Annotated in this window: 14 protein-coding genes; 12 read left to right on the forward strand and 2 right to left on the reverse strand. The window is 37.8% G+C overall.

From position 1 onward, the window contains the following. The first annotated feature begins 25 nt into the window (after positions 1 to 25). The 6 genes from dxs to spo0A all read left to right on the forward strand — a co-directional run bounded on the left by dxs (position 26) and on the right by spo0A (position 7,632). The gene (gene dxs, locus H0173_RS11000; protein WP_221846570.1) at positions 26 to 1,918 is read left to right on the forward strand and encodes a 1-deoxy-D-xylulose-5-phosphate synthase; all 1,893 of its coding nucleotides are present in this window, start codon (positions 26 to 28) and stop codon (positions 1,916 to 1,918) included. Positions 1,919 to 1,921: 3 nt separating this feature from the next. Continuing rightward, complete coding sequence (locus H0173_RS11005) at positions 1,922 to 2,764, forward strand: TlyA family RNA methyltransferase (protein ID WP_221846571.1); 843 nt, start codon at positions 1,922 to 1,924, stop codon at positions 2,762 to 2,764. Positions 2,765 to 2,971: 207 nt separating this feature from the next. Further along, positions 2,972 to 3,421 carry a transcriptional regulator AhrC/ArgR gene (gene ahrC, locus H0173_RS11010; RefSeq protein WP_221846572.1) on the forward strand — a complete coding sequence of 150 codons (450 nt, stop codon included), beginning with the start codon at positions 2,972 to 2,974 and terminating at the stop codon, positions 3,419 to 3,421. Between the two features lie 16 nt (positions 3,422 to 3,437). Then, complete coding sequence (gene recN, locus H0173_RS11015) at positions 3,438 to 5,129, forward strand: DNA repair protein RecN (protein WP_221846573.1); 1,692 nt, start codon at positions 3,438 to 3,440, stop codon at positions 5,127 to 5,129. 145 nt (positions 5,130 to 5,274) lie between these two features. Then, complete coding sequence (spoIVB, locus tag H0173_RS11020) at positions 5,275 to 6,564, forward strand: SpoIVB peptidase (RefSeq protein ID WP_221846574.1); 1,290 nt, start codon at positions 5,275 to 5,277, stop codon at positions 6,562 to 6,564. A gap of 276 nt (positions 6,565 to 6,840) precedes the next feature. Further along, entirely contained in the window at positions 6,841 to 7,632 is a 792-nt protein-coding gene (gene spo0A, locus H0173_RS11025) for a sporulation transcription factor Spo0A (protein ID WP_221846575.1), read from the forward strand. A 55-nt stretch (positions 7,633 to 7,687) separates the two neighbouring features. Here the strand turns inward: spo0A and H0173_RS11030 are convergent, their stop codons facing one another. After that, positions 7,688 to 7,825 (reverse strand): YycC family protein, encoded by a 138-nt coding sequence (locus tag H0173_RS11030; RefSeq protein ID WP_221846576.1) that lies wholly within the window; start codon positions 7,823 to 7,825, stop codon positions 7,688 to 7,690. A 38-nt stretch (positions 7,826 to 7,863) separates the two neighbouring features. Here H0173_RS11030 and H0173_RS11035 point away from each other — a divergent pair, with 38 nt between their 5' ends. Continuing rightward, entirely contained in the window at positions 7,864 to 8,595 is a 732-nt protein-coding gene (locus H0173_RS11035) for a glycerophosphodiester phosphodiesterase (RefSeq protein ID WP_221846577.1), read from the forward strand. Between the two features lie 17 nt (positions 8,596 to 8,612). On the opposite strand, the gene H0173_RS11040 is transcribed toward H0173_RS11035, so the two are convergent. After that, entirely contained in the window at positions 8,613 to 8,861 is a 249-nt protein-coding gene (locus H0173_RS11040) for a DUF2627 domain-containing protein (RefSeq protein WP_221846578.1), read from the reverse strand. 228 nt (positions 8,862 to 9,089) lie between these two features. Here H0173_RS11040 and H0173_RS11045 point away from each other — a divergent pair, with 228 nt between their 5' ends. The 5 genes from H0173_RS11045 to lpdA all read left to right on the forward strand — a co-directional run bounded on the left by H0173_RS11045 (position 9,090) and on the right by lpdA (position 16,113). Then, positions 9,090 to 11,159: a sigma 54-interacting transcriptional regulator gene (locus tag H0173_RS11045; RefSeq protein WP_221846579.1), complete on the forward strand. Its 2,070-nt coding sequence runs from the start codon at positions 9,090 to 9,092 to the stop codon at positions 11,157 to 11,159. A 150-nt stretch (positions 11,160 to 11,309) separates the two neighbouring features. After that, positions 11,310 to 12,209, forward strand: a complete 900-nt coding sequence (yqiS, locus tag H0173_RS11050; RefSeq protein ID WP_221846580.1) for a phosphate butyryltransferase — start codon at positions 11,310 to 11,312, stop codon at positions 12,207 to 12,209. A gap of 95 nt (positions 12,210 to 12,304) precedes the next feature. Next, a complete protein-coding gene (gene bcd, locus H0173_RS11055) occupies positions 12,305 to 13,402 on the forward strand; it encodes a branched-chain amino acid dehydrogenase (protein ID WP_221846581.1) in 1,098 nt (365 codons plus the stop codon). Positions 13,403 to 13,516: 114 nt separating this feature from the next. After that, entirely contained in the window at positions 13,517 to 14,623 is a 1,107-nt protein-coding gene (buk, locus tag H0173_RS11060) for a butyrate kinase (protein ID WP_313770630.1), read from the forward strand. Between the two features lie 68 nt (positions 14,624 to 14,691). Next, positions 14,692 to 16,113 carry a dihydrolipoyl dehydrogenase gene (gene lpdA / locus H0173_RS11065; protein ID WP_221846583.1) on the forward strand — a complete coding sequence of 474 codons (1,422 nt, stop codon included), beginning with the start codon at positions 14,692 to 14,694 and terminating at the stop codon, positions 16,111 to 16,113. Positions 16,114 to 16,157: the final 44 nt, after the last annotated feature.

A 16,157-nucleotide genomic window follows, 5' to 3' on the forward strand; every position in this document is an offset into this window, starting at 1 on the left:
GATATGAAAGTGAGTGATCCACTGAATGGATCTAATGAAAATTAAAGACCCATCATTTTTAAAGGGGTTATCTAATAAAGAATTAGAAGCATTGAGTCAAGACATTCGTCAATTTCTAATCGAGAGACTATCGTATACTGGCGGGCATATTGGTCCGAATTTAGGAGTTGTGGAATTAACGATTGCATTGCATAAATGCTTTGACAGTCCAAAGGACAAAATTATTTGGGATGTAGGTCATCAATCCTATGTTCACAAAATCTTAACTGGCCGTGCTGATCAGTTTGATACATTACGCCAATACAAGGGGCTTTGCGGATTTCCTAAAATGGTTGAGAGTGAACATGATGTTTGGGAAACAGGGCATAGCTCAACTTCGCTCTCAGCAGCAATGGGAATGGCTATTGCAAGAGATTTGAAAAAGGAAAAATCCTATGTGATTCCTGTAATTGGTGATGGAGCATTAACAGGCGGTATGGCTTTAGAAGCATTAAACCATATCGGCCACGAGAAAAAGAATATGATAGTGATTTTAAATGATAATGAAATGTCAATTGCACCTAATGTAGGGGCGCTTCATAATGTCCTTGGCAAACTGCGTACTGCAGGGAAATACCAATGGGCAAAGGATGAGTTAGAGCTTCTTCTGAAAAAGATCCCTGCTGTTGGAGGCAAGCTTGCTTCTACAGCAGAAAGGCTAAAGGATAGCCTAAAATATTTATTTGTTTCAGGAATGTTTTTTGAGGAAATGGGGTTCACGTATCTTGGTCCTGTAGATGGTCATAATTTTGAAAGTCTATTTGAGAATTTAAGCTACGCTAAGAAAACGGAAGGTCCGGTTCTCCTTCATGTTATTACGAAAAAAGGAAAAGGATATCATCCTGCAGAAAGCGATACAAAAGGAACTTGGCATGGTACAGGACCTTATAAAATTGAAACAGGTGATTTTGTTAAACCTGTAAATACCCCTCCTGCGTGGAGCTCTCTTGTAAGTGAAACGGTCCGCAGATTAGCTAGAGAGGATGACCGGATTGTAGCCATTACTCCAGCGATGCCGGTAGGATCTAAGCTAGAAGGGTTTGCAAGTGAATTTCCAGAACGCATGTATGATGTGGGGATTGCTGAACAGCATGCTGCTACTGTGGCCGCTGGACTAGCGACACAAAACATGAAGCCGTTTCTAGCCATTTATTCAACATTTCTTCAGCGTGCTTATGACCAAGTTGTTCATGATATTTGCCGTCAAAATTTAAACGTTTTTATTGGGATCGACCGTGCTGGATTAGTTGGGGCAGACGGAGAAACACATCAAGGTGTTTTTGATATTGCCTTTTTAAGACATGTGCCAAACCTAGTGTTAATGATGCCTAAAGATGAAAATGAAGGACAGCACATGGTCTATACAGCAGTAAATTATGATGATGGTCCAATTGCCATGAGATTTCCACGAGGAAATGGAATTGGTGTTCCGATGGATAAAGACTTGCATAAGATTCCCATTGGAACGTGGGAAGTACTTAAAAATGGCACAGATGCTGCTATTTTAACATTTGGTACAACCATTCCAATGGCATTGAAAGCTGCAGCAATCATGGAAAAACAAGGTCATTCTGTAAAAGTAATAAATGCGAGATTCATTAAACCATTAGATGAAAAAATGCTCCTCGAGCTATTTAAAGACAATACGCCGATATTAACGATTGAAGAGGCAGTCCTTCAAGGCGGATTTGGCAGCTCTGTTCTTGAGTTTGCTCATGAGAGAGGCTTCCATCATATAGAAATAGATCGAATGGGTATTCCGGACAGATTTATTGAACACGGCAGTGTTGATAAGCTATTAGAAGAAATCGGCATGACTGTTGGTGATGTTGTCGATCGATTAAATATTCTTGCAAGAAAGAAACAGAAAAGGGCTTAACGAATGAAAGCAAAAAAGGAACGCTTAGATGTTTTATTAGTAGAAAGAGGTTTATCAGAGACGAGAGAGAAAGCAAAGAGAACGATAATGGCTGGTCTTGTTTTCAGTAATGAAACTCGTCTTGATAAGCCAGGTGAAAAGGTAAGCAGTGATATTCCGCTAATTGTAAAAGGAAAAGTTATGCCATATGTAAGCAGAGGCGGATTAAAACTAGAAAAAGCATTAAAAGTATTTGATCTGGAAGTAAAAGACAAGATTCTGCTTGATATTGGCGCTTCTACCGGAGGATTTACTGATTGTGCTCTGCAAAATGGAGCTAAAATGTCATATGCCCTTGATGTCGGTTATAATCAGCTTGCTTGGAAGTTAAGGCAGGATGAGAGAGTTGTCGTAATGGAACGTACTAATTTTCGTTATGTGACACCTGCTGATTTGCAAGCAGGAATGCCAAATTTTGCATCTATTGACGTATCTTTTATTTCTCTAAAGCTGATCCTTCCTGTATTAAAGACTCTTCTTGTATCGGGCAGTGATACTGTAGCTCTTGTAAAGCCGCAGTTTGAAGCTGGGCGTGAACAGGTTGGAAAAAAAGGGATTGTAAGAGAAGCAAAGGTACATTTACAGGTGCTTGAAACGATCATAACTTTTGCACTCCAACAAGGGTTTGATGTGAAAAATGTTTCGTTTTCTCCGATAACTGGCGGAGATGGAAATATTGAATTTTTACTTCATTTATGGTGGTCTGGCGAAAAGGAAAATGGTGATAATTTATTAAATATCACACCGGAAGCTGTTGTAAAAGAAGCACATTTAGAACTAAAGACAAAGCAAAATGAAGAGGAATAGGCAGCCGCTTATTCCTGCTTTTTTTGTTGGAAATGTAACTTCGCCATTTTGCTAAGAATTAAGTCAATAATATGCTGCGAAAAACAAAGAATAATTGTACATTATCGGGAAAATCAGCTAACATATAATTAGAATTACTCATTTTTTTCAACAATTTGGAAATTAAAAATGAATACGCATTGCGTTTTTCTTAATAGAGGTGATTATATGACAAAAGGACAGCGTCATATTAAAATACGGGAAATTATTGCTAATAATGATATTGAAACACAGGATGATCTAGTAGATGAATTAAAGAATGCTGGATATAATGTCACACAAGCTACTGTTTCACGTGATATTAAAGAGCTCCATCTCGTGAAAGTTCCTCTTATGGATGGCAGATATAAATATAGCCTTCCAGCAGATCAGCGCTTTAATCCATTACAGAAATTAAGACGTAATTTAATGGATGCGTTTATACGGATTGACTCAGCAGGGAATTTGCTCGTCATGAAAACCTTGCCTGGAAACGCTATGGCGATTGGAGCGCTTATTGATAATTTAGATTGGGAAGAGATCCTAGGTACGATCTGCGGGGATGATACTTGCCTGATTATTTGCAGAACGCCAGAACAAGCGGAAGAAATAACGAATCGTTTTCTTGAAATGCTGTAAATGGGGATGATTTCATTTGTTAACTGAATTATCAATTAGAAACTTTGCTATAATTGAAGCCCTTTCAATTTCATTGGAAAAGGGCTTAACTGTGTTAAGCGGTGAAACGGGTGCAGGAAAATCTATTATTATTGATGCGATTCACCTTCTGGTTGGTGGAAGAGGATCATCTGAATTTGTAAGGCACGGAGAGGAAAAGGCAGAAATCGAAGGGCTTTTTCAAATCGAAGATCTTAATCATCCGCTTTATAAAAAGGCATATGAATTTGGCATTGATCTTGAAGAGGGAATGATTGTCTTAAGAAGGGACATATCAAAGTCAGGAAAGAGCGTTTGCAGAATCAATGGAAAGCTTGTAACCATCTCGACTTTAAGGGAGATTGGGAGTACCCTTATCGATATTCACGGGCAGCATGAACATCAGGAGTTAATGGATGAGGTAAAGCATATTTATCTGCTAGACCAATTTGGTGGAGAGAAAATCGCCGAGGCACTAACAGAGTATCAACAAGTTTTTCATACATATGAGCAAAAGCAAAAGTATTTAAAAACTTTAAGTGAAAACGACCAGCAAATGGCTCATCGACTTGATTTAATCCAGTTTCAATTTGACGAAATTCAAAATGCTAATCTAAAGCTAAATGAAGATGAGGAGCTTTTTGAAGAGCGGAAAAAGCTTAGTAATTTTGAGCGGATATTCAGTTCACTGAAGGCAGGCTATGATGGCCTGCAAGGGGAGCAGAGAGGGCTTGATTGGATTGGCATGGTAATGAGCCATGTTGAAGATGCTGCTGAAATTGATCCTGCCTACAAGGAGCTTGCAGAGACAGTTTCAAACAGCTTTTATCAGTTAGAGGATGCTATGAGAACTCTTCGCAACGAACTTGATTTTCTTGAATATAATCCGGAAAGACTTGCGGAAATCGAAGATCGACTAAATGAAATTCAACAGTTAAAACGAAAGTATGGCAAAACAATTGAAGAAATACTTGAATATGCCGCAAAAATAGAAGAAGAAATTGAAACATTGCAAAATAAAGAAACACATATTGGCAAATTGGAAAAAGAGATAGCCTCATTAAAAAAAGATCTACTTATAGAGGCAGAGGAAGTAAGTAAATTAAGAAAGAAAACTGCAGTTCATTTAACAAAGTTAATACATAATGAATTAAAAGAGCTGTATATGGAGAAAACTGTTTTTGAGGTGAATTTTGATCGGGACTTTGATGCTTTTACGAAAAATGGAGTTGACCGGATTGAATTTTATCTTTCAACAAACCCAGGAGAGCCATTAAAACCTCTGTCTAAAATTGCATCAGGCGGAGAGCTTTCCAGAATCATGCTAGCCTTAAAAAGCATTTTCTCTAAGCATCAAGGAGTTACTTCCATTATATTTGACGAAGTAGATACTGGAGTGAGCGGTCGGGTTGCCCAAGCAATTGCAGAGAAAATTCACCATGTTGCTGTTAATTCACAAGTAATGTGCATCTCTCACCTTCCACAAGTGGCAGCAATGTCAGATACTCACTTATATATTACAAAAGATATTAAAAATGGACGCACGAAAACCACTGTCAAACCATTAAATGAGGCGGAGAAAATCAAAGAAATTGGCCGAATGATTTCTGGAGTTGAGATTACGGATTTAACGAAAAAGCATGCTGAAGAGTTGCTTCAGCTAGCGAATAAAATAAAAGTTCATTCGTGAAGCTCAGGTTATAATACAATGAAAAGCTATCCAAAGCAGGATAGCTTTTTTTATCCCTAAAACAGTTATAAATGCGCCGCTTACAGGCAAAATTATAGATGTAGCCATTTGACGTTGTGGATTAGAAGCGAGGAGAGTGAAGGTTTTGACTAAAGAAGTGATTAGAAAAATAATAGGTGGAATTCTCCTTGTTTCATTAATTGCAATTGGATTCTCTAAACCATTTAAGGACTATTTAGATATTCCAACATCAGTTACTCTTTTTGAGGGACAGCAATTACAGCTTACTAAAGCAGAAATGGTAACAGCAACAATGTCTACAGATGATTCAAGTATTGCACTAAACCAAGATTCACATTCCGTTTCCCTGAATGCTAAAAAACGCGGAGAAAACGAAATGTTTCTGGAGTTAGCAGGTTTTCCAATTAAAAAAGTCGATGTAAATGTATTAAAGGATTTCAAAGTGATTCCAGGCGGACAATCAATTGGAGTTAAATTAAATACGGTTGGTGTCTTAGTGGTAGGGCATCATCAAATAAATACAGTTGACGGAAAATCATCTCCTGGCGAAATAGCAGGCATAAAAGTTGGGGATATTATTACTGAAATTAACGGTAAGAAAATCGAAAAAATGTCAGATGTAGCACCTTTTGTCCAAGAAGCTGGAAAGTCCGGCAAACCATTAAATATTTTGGTAACCCGAGAAAATGAACGGTTCTCAACAAAATTAGCACCTCTTAAAGAGAAAGGTGAAGGTTCATTCAAATTGGGGCTATATATTCGTGATTCTGCTGCCGGAATTGGCACCATGACATTTTATCATCCGGAATCACGCAAATATGGAGCTTTAGGACATGTTATTTCAGACATGGATACTAAAAAGCCTATTGTCGTTGATGATGGTCAAATTGTACGCTCAACCGTAACTTCTATTGAAAAAGGAAGTAATGGAAATCCCGGAGAAAAACTCGCACGATTTTCTGATGACAAAGAAGTAATCGGGAATATTGTAAGAAATAGTCCATTTGGCATATTTGGAAAGCTTAATCAGGATTTGAAAAATGGCATTTTCGATAAGCCAATGCCAATAGCCCTTTCACATCAAGTAAAAGAAGGGCCAGCCAAAATATTAACGGTTGTCGATCATGATGAGGTAAACCTGTTTGATATTGAAATTGTCAGCACAATCCCGCAAAAATTCCCTGCAACAAAAGGAATGGTCATTAAGGTGACAGATCCTAAACTATTAGCAAAAACAGGCGGTATTGTTCAAGGGATGAGCGGAAGCCCGATTATTCAAAATGATAAAGTAGTTGGCGCTGTTACTCATGTCTTCGTTAACGACCCTACTTCAGGATATGGAGTTCATATTGAGTGGATGCTCAATGAAGCAGGGATCGATATTTATGAAAAACAAAAAGAAAAAGCATCATAATAAAAAGACGGGGACACTTTCCCGTCTCTTTTAATATCTATACTACATATATGTTATAATAAAGTATAAAGATTTTTCGACAAATAATCAGCGGAATGACAGTCGAATATCGAAAATGGTCGAATAGTAGAGAAAATAAAAGAAAACTAAAGATTTTCTCCTATTTTTGAGTTTTTTAAAAAAAACAAAAGGATTTTCAGTTGCATTGTCGAATTTCTCATTTAGAATAAGAATAGACATTAAAGAGACCACAAAGGATCGGGGAGGAAAGAATTCGTGAGTAAAATTAAAGTTTGTGTTGTCGATGACAATAGAGAGCTTGTCGGACTTTTAGAAGAATATATTTCATCACAGGAAGATATGGAAGTTGTAGGTGTTGGCCATAATGGACAGGAATGCTTGGATATATTAGAGCATGAGGATCCAGATGTTCTTGTTTTAGATATTATTATGCCTCATTTGGATGGATTAGCGGTACTTTCTAAAATGCGTGAAATGAATAAGAGCTATCTTCCAAATGTAATTATGCTAACTGCTTTTGGGCAGGAAGATGTTACAAAAAAAGCGGTTGATTTAGGCGCATCATATTTTATTTTAAAACCATTTGATATGGAAAATTTAGCTAGTCATATTCGTCAAGTGAGCGGAAAGGCAAATCCAGTCATTAGGAAGACGGTATCTTCAGCCTATAGGCCACAAGTAGAATCGAAGCCAAAAAATCTTGATGCAAGCATTACAAGCATTATCCATGAAATTGGCGTGCCTGCACATATTAAAGGGTATATGTATCTTCGTGAAGCCATTTCCATGGTTTATAACGATATTGAACTACTTGGTTCTATAACAAAGGTACTTTATCCGGATATAGCGAAGAAATATAATACAACCGCAAGCCGAGTTGAACGTGCTATTCGGCATGCGATTGAGGTTGCCTGGAGCAGAGGAAATATCGATTCCATTTCGTCTTTATTTGGCTATACGGTTTCTATGTCCAAGGCTAAGCCAACCAATTCTGAGTTTATCGCGATGGTAGCCGATAAATTAAGACTTGAGCATAAAGCGTCCTGAAAGGGTAAGGAGTAATAAAGTAGAGCGTTCTCATTAAGGGAACGCTTTTTTTGAATTAGTTTTTTTCTTTATCTAATTCCATCATTTTTTGAATTAGAACATGCTGTGGCATATGTAAAATTTGCTCGAGTGGAAGCTTCAATTTTTTAGCAAGTTTAACCGCAGTTTCAGGTGAAATTTGTAATGGTTTCATTTTTATACCTCCATATCATAATAAGGGAGCAATGTGTAATGACGCTTATTTTTGCCCATCGGGGATATTCTGCTCTGTACCCGGAAAACACTTTGAAATCATTTAGGGAAGCAGAAAAAGCTGATGCAGATGGAATTGAATTGGATGTTCAGCTGACAAAGGACGGTGAAATCGTGGTCATCCATGATGAAAAGGTTGATCGAACAACGGATGGAAAAGGCTACGTTAAAGATTTTACATTTAATGATTTAAGAAAGCTAGATGCTGGCCGGCATAAGAAAAAACTTTTTTCACAAACTGAACCGATTCCCTGTTTGGCTGAGGTCCTGGAATGGATGAAGGGCAATAAAATCATTTGCAATATAGAGCTGAAAAATGGGGTTATACCTTATGAAGGTATGGAGGAAAAAGTGATTAGCCTTGTCCGTGCATATAATATGTCAGACCGCGTTGTTCTTTCATCATTTAATCATTATAGTATTGTGTATTGTTACAGGCTTGCTCCGGAAATTGAAACAGCCCCGCTATTTTCTGAAGGGCTTTTTATGCCATGGATATATGCTGAATCAATAGGCGCCAAGAGCATGCATCCTAAATATACAATTGCAAGGACTGAATTGATAAAGGCCTCAGAGGAATACGGTATAGCTGTTAGACCATACACCGTTAACAAAGAGAAGGAAATGCATCGATTAATATCAGCAGGGTGTTCAGCATTTATTACAGATGACCCTGTTTTAGCTAGGAAAATTAGGGGAATGTATATTTAAAAAAGGATGACATTGAGTCATCCTTTTCCATTTTTTCTTTGGAAACGCGGTTGTACTTTATTTTTCTTGCGATCGCGGTGCAGGATAAAACCTGCAATAAAACCAAGTCCGACAACAAAGAAAAGCAGTCCGGCTAAAAACTGAAGCCATAAATAAGGAAAGGGGCTTTGTAAAATGCCAAATACCATATCCCTCATTAATTTTATTCCGTATGCAGCCAGAAAACCTGGTATAAGCATAATTAATAACGCAATAATTCTTATCATACGAAAAATCCCTTCGTTCCCTAATACATGATAATATCGCTCATAAAAATAATAAATCAACAGAAGGATTTGTCAAGCGATTGAGCCTTTCAAAAGGTTCTTAGTAAATTGCTTTACCTTTTTAGTTGGCATGATAGAATTCTTAAGATAAAATAAGTGTGAAATAAATTGCACAAAATGTGAAATGCTAATGAAAAAAATTTCAATTAAGAAGGTGGTCACACGATTATGCAAACAGTTATGATTGTGGGTGCAGGAAAAGGCGGATCAGCAATATTAAAAATAATAAAAGAAACTGCTATGCTAAAAGTCATTGCTGTCGTTGACCATAATCCTCATGCACTTGGCCTCTTAATTGCAAAAGAAAGTGGAATTCCTACAGATCCGGACTGGAGAAAATTTATAAAGCAAGATATAGATATTATCGTTGAAGTAACTGGGGATGAAAACGTATTTATTGAACTGAGAGAAGCAAAAAATAAAAATTCAGTGCTTATTCCTGGCAGTGTTGCTGCATTAATTGCCAATCTCATCGAGGAAAAAGAAGAATTAATAACAAATATACAAAATGAAAAATATAAGCACGATCTTATTTTTAACTCAACTGGCGATGGCATGATTGTGATTAATAAACACTGTGAAATCATCCTTTTTAATAAAAGTGCTGAAAGAATGACGGGGACAAATCGAAAAGAAGTAATTGGTAAACACATCCTTGAAGTTATTTCCAATAGTGAACTGCCAAGAGTATTAGAGACAAGACGTACATATGCGAATCAAGAGCTTGTTCTAAATAATGGTGTAAAAATTATTACAACAAGAGTGCCGATGGTAACTGAGAACAACGAGCTTATTGGTGCTTTTGCTGTGTTCAAGGATATTACGGAAGTTATGAACTTGGCTGAGGAGATCACCAATTTAAAGGAAATACAAACGATGCTCCAAGCTATCATTCAGTCAAGTGATGAAGCAATTTCGGTTGTTGATGAAAATGGACGGGGGATCTTAATTAATCCAGCCTATTCAAGAATTACTGGGCTTTCGGAGGAAGAGGTTATTGGAAAACCGGCAACCGCAGATATTTCTGAAGGTGAAAGTGTACATATGAAGGTGCTTCAAACGAGGCGGGCTGTAAGAGGAGTAGCTATGCGTGTAGGGCCAAAGAAAAAAGAGGTTATCGTAAATGTGGCTCCTGTAATTGTAGATGGCAAATTAAAAGGCAGTGTTGGCGTCATTCATGACGTATCAGAAATTAAAACATTAAATCGTGAACTAAACCATGCACGGCAAATTATCCGGAATCTTGAGGCAAAATATACCTTTGAGGACATAATTGGCGAGTCAGAGGAAATGACGATTGCCATTGAACAAGCTCGTCTTGGAGCAAAGACTCCGGCAACCGTATTACTCCGTGGGGAGTCAGGAACTGGGAAGGAATTATTTGCCCATGCGATCCATAATGGCAGTGACCGAAAATATAATAAGTTTATTCGTGTGAATTGTGCAGCCCTTTCAGAATCTTTGTTGGAAAGTGAGCTGTTTGGATATGAAGAAGGTGCTTTTTCCGGTGCAAAACGTGGCGGAAAAAGGGGTTTGTTTGAGGAAGCGAATAATGGCAGCATTTTCTTAGATGAAATTGGTGAGTTATCAGCTAACACACAGGCAAAACTATTAAGAGTTTTGCAGGAAAAAGAAATCACAAGAGTTGGCGGAACAAAGCCGATTGGAATTAATGTCAGAGTTATTGCTGCAACGAATGTAAATTTAGAAAAAGGAATTGCAAGTGGAACTTTCAGGGAAGACTTATATTATCGCTTAAATAGAATGCCTATTCACATTCCCCCTCTTAGAAAGCGAAAGGAAGATATTCCGCTCCTATGCAATCGTCTTATCCAAAAAATTAATCAGGAGTATGGACGTAATGTAGAAAGTACATCTCAAGCGGCCATGAATAAATTAATGTTGTATGATTGGCCCGGAAATGTCAGGGAACTTGATAATATTTTAGGAAGAGCCATTATTTTTATGAATTATAATGAAAATATTTTGGACGAACATCATGTTCCGGAGTTATTAAAACTTGAAAACAAGAGCCAAAGGGAATATGAGACAAATGAATTTAATCCTAACAAAACATTGGCTCAGCTAGTTGAACAATATGAAAAGGAACTTATAGAACATACTTTAAAAAAATCACTTGGAAATAAAACACTAGCAGCCAAGTCACTCGGATTGTCGGTAAGAAATTTGTATTATAAGATAGAGAAATATGAAATTGCAAACAATAGCATGCAATAATTTGCAGAGTGTGCATATTTTTTCATACTACAATTACAGAAATAAAGCGTTTTCATAGAATTTTTGTTTTGGCACAAATCTTGCAAAATAGATAAGTGACTGTAGCAGTAATTGAAATTAGCGCTTTTACAGTAAAGGGGTTGAGACTAGATGAAGTTGGATTCGCTTATACAGAGAGCAACCCAATATGAAGAAAAAACAGTAGCTATTGCTGCCGCAGAAGATCAAGAAGTTATCGAGGCTGTCTCCATGGCGGTTAATCATAACTTAGCAAAGTTTTTGTTGTTTGGGGACAAAGAAAAAATATTGAAATTAGTTAAAAAGTACGAAAATTTAGCCTCAAGCAATAAAATTCAAATCATTCATACGCTCTCAAAAGGTTTAGCTGCAGAAAATGCAGTTAAGGCAGTGAAATTAAATGAAGCGGATGTTTTAATGAAGGGAAATGTTCCAACGGCAACACTTCTAAAAGCCGTATTAAATAAGGAATATGGATTAAGGACTGGAAGTGTCTTATCTCATGTTGCTGTATTTGAAATCCCAGACTATGACAGATATACAATTATTACAGATGCAGCCATGAATATTGCTCCAGACTTAGATCAAAAAGCGCAAATTATTAAAAATGCAGTCGGGATTGCAAGGAGTATTGGAATTGAAAAACCGCTAGTTGCACCTCTTGCAGCAGTGGAGGTAATTAATCCGGCCATGCAAGCAACTCTTGATGCAGCTGCCTTAACATTAATGAACAAGCGCGGACAGCTGACAGACTGTATTGTCGACGGGCCACTGGCTTTAGACAATGCTATTTCGGTAACAGCTGCAGACCATAAGGGAATTATAAGTGATGTTGCAGGAAAAGCTGATATATTATTAGTGCCAACGATTGAAGTTGGCAACACTCTGTATAAATCATTAATTTATTTTGCAAGAGCTAAAGTTGGGGCTGTCATTGCTGGAGCAAAGGCTCCAATTGTTCTAACATCACGAGCAGATTCAGCGGAGAGCAAGCTCTATTCCTTAGCATTGGCTTTATGTTCAGCATCCTGATTGCCTAGTCAAGAAGTTACTATACTAGTGACAGTACAGGCTGCGGATGTTTTCTATAACTTATTCAAAACATACATTCTTAGGAGGCTTTTCAGATGGAAATTTTTAAGTATCTAGAAAAATATGATTATGAGCAAGTAGTATTTTGCCAAGATAAAACATCAGGATTAAAAGCAATTATTGCTATTCATGATACAACTTTAGGACCTGCTTTAGGCGGAACAAGAATGTGGACATATGCTTCAGAAGAAGAAGCAATTGAAGATGCGCTGCGTTTAGCTAAAGGTATGACTTACAAAAATGCTGCAGCAGGGCTTAACCTTGGTGGCGGTAAAACAGTTATTATCGGAGATCCGAAAAAAGACAAAAACGAAGAAATGTTCCGTGCATTTGGCCGTTATATTCAAGGTTTAAATGGCCGTTACATTACAGCTGAAGATGTTGGTACAACAGTAGCTGATATGGACCTTATTCACGAAGAAACAGATTATGTTACAGGTATTTCACCTGCCTTTGGATCTTCAGGGAATCCATCTCCAGTAACAGCTTACGGAGTTTATGTCGGTATGAAGGCTGCTGCAAAGGAAGCATTTGGCTCAGATTCACTTGAAGGCAAAGTAATAGCGGTTCAAGGTGTCGGAAACGTAGCATACAGCCTTTGCAAGCATTTACATGAAGAGGGCGCCCAGCTGATTGTTACCGATATTAATAAAGAGGCTGTTCAGCGTGCAGTAAATGATTTTGGTGCAAAAGCGGTTGAACCAAATGAAATTTATGGCGTAGAGTGTGATATTTATGCACCATGTGCACTTGGTGCCACAATTAATGATGAAACGATTCCGCAATTAAAAGCAAAGGTTGTTGCAGGATCAGCTAATAACCAGTTGAAAGAAGAAAGACATGGAGACATTCTTCATGAAATGGGAATTGTATACGCACCTGACTATGTTATTAATGCCGGTGGAGTTATCAATGTAGCAGATGAGTTATACGGATATAATGCAGAACGTGCACTAAAAAAGGTAGAAGGCCTTTACCAAAGCATTGAAAAGGTTATTGAAATTTCAAAACGAGACAATATTCCAACTTATAAGGCTGCAGACAGAATGGTAGAAGAACGAATCGAAAGAATGAGAAATTCTAGAAGCCAATTCCTGCAAAATGGCCATCACATTTTAAGCCGCCGTAAATAATTGCGCTTATAGTTTAAATTAAGAAATTAATGCTTGCCGATTAACGGCATAAAGTTTGCTCACTGGATGAATAGAACAATTCTTCCGGTGAGCATTTTAAACGGAGGTTTCATTGTGCTAGAACAAGAACATCGAATTCTCGTCATCAACCCAGGATCTACATCAACCAAAATTGGAGTATTCGATAACGACATTTCAATATTAGAGAAAACGATACGTCATGACTTAGAAGTAATTAATTCATATGAGAACATTATTGATCAGTACGAATTTCGTAAAAATGTCATCCTTGAAACGTTGGACATAGAGGGTATAAATATTTCAAAGCTTAATGCTGTCTGTGGTAGAGGCGGGCTGTTAAGACCTATTGAGGGAGGAACCTACCCGGTAAATGAAGCGATGCTCAAGGATCTTAGGGATGGCTATGCTGGTCAGCATGCTTCAAATCTTGGCGGAATCATTGCTTATGAAATAGCTGCAGCATTAAATATCCCATCTTATATTGTTGATCCAGTAGTAGTTGATGAATTAGCCCCAATTGCCAGAATTTCCGGTTTCTCACTTATTGAAAGAAAAAGTATTTTTCATGCTTTAAATCAAAAAGCTGTTGCTAGAAGAGCGGCAAAAGAATTAGGTAAAAAGTATGAAGACCTTAATTTAATCATTACTCACATGGGTGGCGGAATAACAGTCGGCGCGCATCAAAAAGGCAAGGTCATCGATGTAAATAATGGATTACATGGAGAGGGACCATTTAGCCCAGAGCGTGCTGGAACTGTTCCCGTAGGTGATTTAGTTTCATTGTGCTATTCAGGCTCTTATTATCGTGAAGAAATCATGAGAAAAATCGTCGGGCAAGGCGGACTTGTTGGATATTTAGGTACGAATGATGCCCTTAAGGTTGAAGAAATGATTAAAAATGGTGATGACTACGCAAAGCTAATTTACTCGGCAATGGCTTATCAAGTTGCAAAAGAAATTGGAGCAGCAAGTGCAGTTTTGAGTGGGAAAGTTGATGCAATTGTTATAACCGGCGGACTTGCTTATGGTAAAGATTTTGTTAAAGAAATAAGTGATCGAATTAATTGGATTGCAGATGTGATAGTCCAACCTGGTGAAAACGAATTACAAGCATTAGCTGAAGGAGCTCTGCGTGTACTTCGCGGTGAGGAAACAGAAAAGGAATATCCTAGAACACAAAATAAAGTAACAGTTCTATAGTTAAATCACTGTCTATCTCCAGCTCTAAATCCCCATTGTTAAGTATATCCATAATAGGAGGAATAAAAGTGGCAGAAGAATACGATTTAGTCATATTAGGCGGAGGTACAGGCGGTTATGTTGCTGCGATCCGTGCATCACAACTAGGACTAAAAACAGCTCTCGTTGAAAAAGGAAAACTTGGCGGTACATGCTTACATAAAGGCTGTATTCCAAGTAAAGCACTCCTAAGAAGTGCGGAAGTATTTGCAACCGCAAAACGCAGCGAAGAGTTCGGTATAACAGCTGAAAATGTTGCAGTTAACTTTAATAAAGTTCAAGAAAGAAAAAATAAAATTGTGGACCAGCTTCATAAAGGTGTTCAACATTTAATGAAGCAAGGAAAAATTGATGTCTTTGAAGGAACGGGCAGGATTTTAGGTCCATCGATTTTTTCTCCAATGCCAGGAACTATTTCAGTTGAAATGAATAATGGCGAGGAAAACTCAATGCTAATTCCGAAAAATGTGATTGTAGCAACAGGCTCTCGCCCTAGAACATTACCAGGTCTTGAGATTGGCGGAAAGGTAATGACTTCAGATGAAGCATTAGTAATGGAAGAGATTCCAAGCTCAATTATAATCGTAGGCGGCGGGGTTATCGGAATCGAATGGGCTTCTATGCTTTCAGATTTCGGTGCGGAAGTGACCGTTATTGAATATGCTGATCGCATTATTCCAACAGAAGATAAAGAAATTTCTAAAGAAATGCAGCGTTTAATGAAGAAAAAAGGCGTAAAAATTATTACGAGTGCCAAAGTGCTGCCGGAAACACTTCAACAAACAGACAGCAATGTAACAATTTCAGCAGAAGTAAAAGGAGAACAAAGAGAATTTTCTGCTGAAAAGCTGCTTGTTTCAGTTGGACGTCAAGCGAATACTGAAGGAATCGGCATTGAGAATACAGATATCCAGATTGAAAAGGGCTATATTGTAACAAATGAGTTTTTCCAAACGAAAGAATCCCATATTTATGCAATTGGAGATGTAATTGGCGGATTACAGCTCGCACATGTTGCTTCTCATGAAGGGATTGTGGCTGTAGAGCATATCGCGAACCAAAATCCATCACCGATTAATTATAGTCTTGTATCTAAATGTATTTATAGCTCTCCGGAAGCGGCCAGTGTCGGCTACACCGAAGATGAAGCTAAAGAAATGGGCTATAAAGTAAAGACTGGAAAATTCTCATTCCGTGCAATTGGAAAGGCACTAGTATTTGGAGAATCGGATGGCTTTGTTAAAATTGTTGCTGATGAGGAGACAAATGATATTCTAGGTGTGCACATGATAGGACCACATGTAACGGATATGATTTCTGAAGCTGGCTTAGCCCGTGTCCTAGACGCAACTCCTTGGGAAGTTGCTAATACGATCCATCCACACCCAACTTTATCAGAGGCTATTGGGGAAGCAGCACTTGCTGTGGACGGGAAGGCAATTCACGGTTAATCTCCAATATTTGATTTGTTAATTTTGTGAATAACAAAGAGCTC

The sequence above is a fragment of the Bacillus sp. S/N-304-OC-R1 genome (assembly GCF_019749375.1).
In the GTDB taxonomy this organism is placed as follows: Bacteria; Bacillota; Bacilli; order Bacillales; family Cytobacillaceae; genus Cytobacillus.

Bases quoted from the DNA above. Each gene is read 5' to 3' on its own strand.
- dxs (WP_221846570.1), top strand. From the start codon at position 26: ATGGATCTAATGAAAATTAAAGACCCATCATTTTTAAAGGGGTTATCT.
- H0173_RS11005 (WP_221846571.1), top strand. From the start codon at position 1,922: ATGAAAGCAAAAAAGGAACGCTTAGATGTTTTATTAGTAGAAAGAGGT.
- ahrC (WP_221846572.1), top strand. From the start codon at position 2,972: ATGACAAAAGGACAGCGTCATATTAAAATACGGGAAATTATTGCTAAT.
- H0173_RS11030 (WP_221846576.1), bottom strand. From the start codon at position 7,825: ATGAAACCATTACAAATTTCACCTGAAACTGCGGTTAAACTTGCTAAA.
- H0173_RS11035 (WP_221846577.1), top strand. From the start codon at position 7,864: ATGACGCTTATTTTTGCCCATCGGGGATATTCTGCTCTGTACCCGGAA.
- H0173_RS11040 (WP_221846578.1), bottom strand. From the start codon at position 8,861: ATGATAAGAATTATTGCGTTATTAATTATGCTTATACCAGGTTTTCTG.
- H0173_RS11045 (WP_221846579.1), top strand. From the start codon at position 9,090: ATGCAAACAGTTATGATTGTGGGTGCAGGAAAAGGCGGATCAGCAATA.
- yqiS (WP_221846580.1), top strand. From the start codon at position 11,310: ATGAAGTTGGATTCGCTTATACAGAGAGCAACCCAATATGAAGAAAAA.
- bcd (WP_221846581.1), top strand. From the start codon at position 12,305: ATGGAAATTTTTAAGTATCTAGAAAAATATGATTATGAGCAAGTAGTA.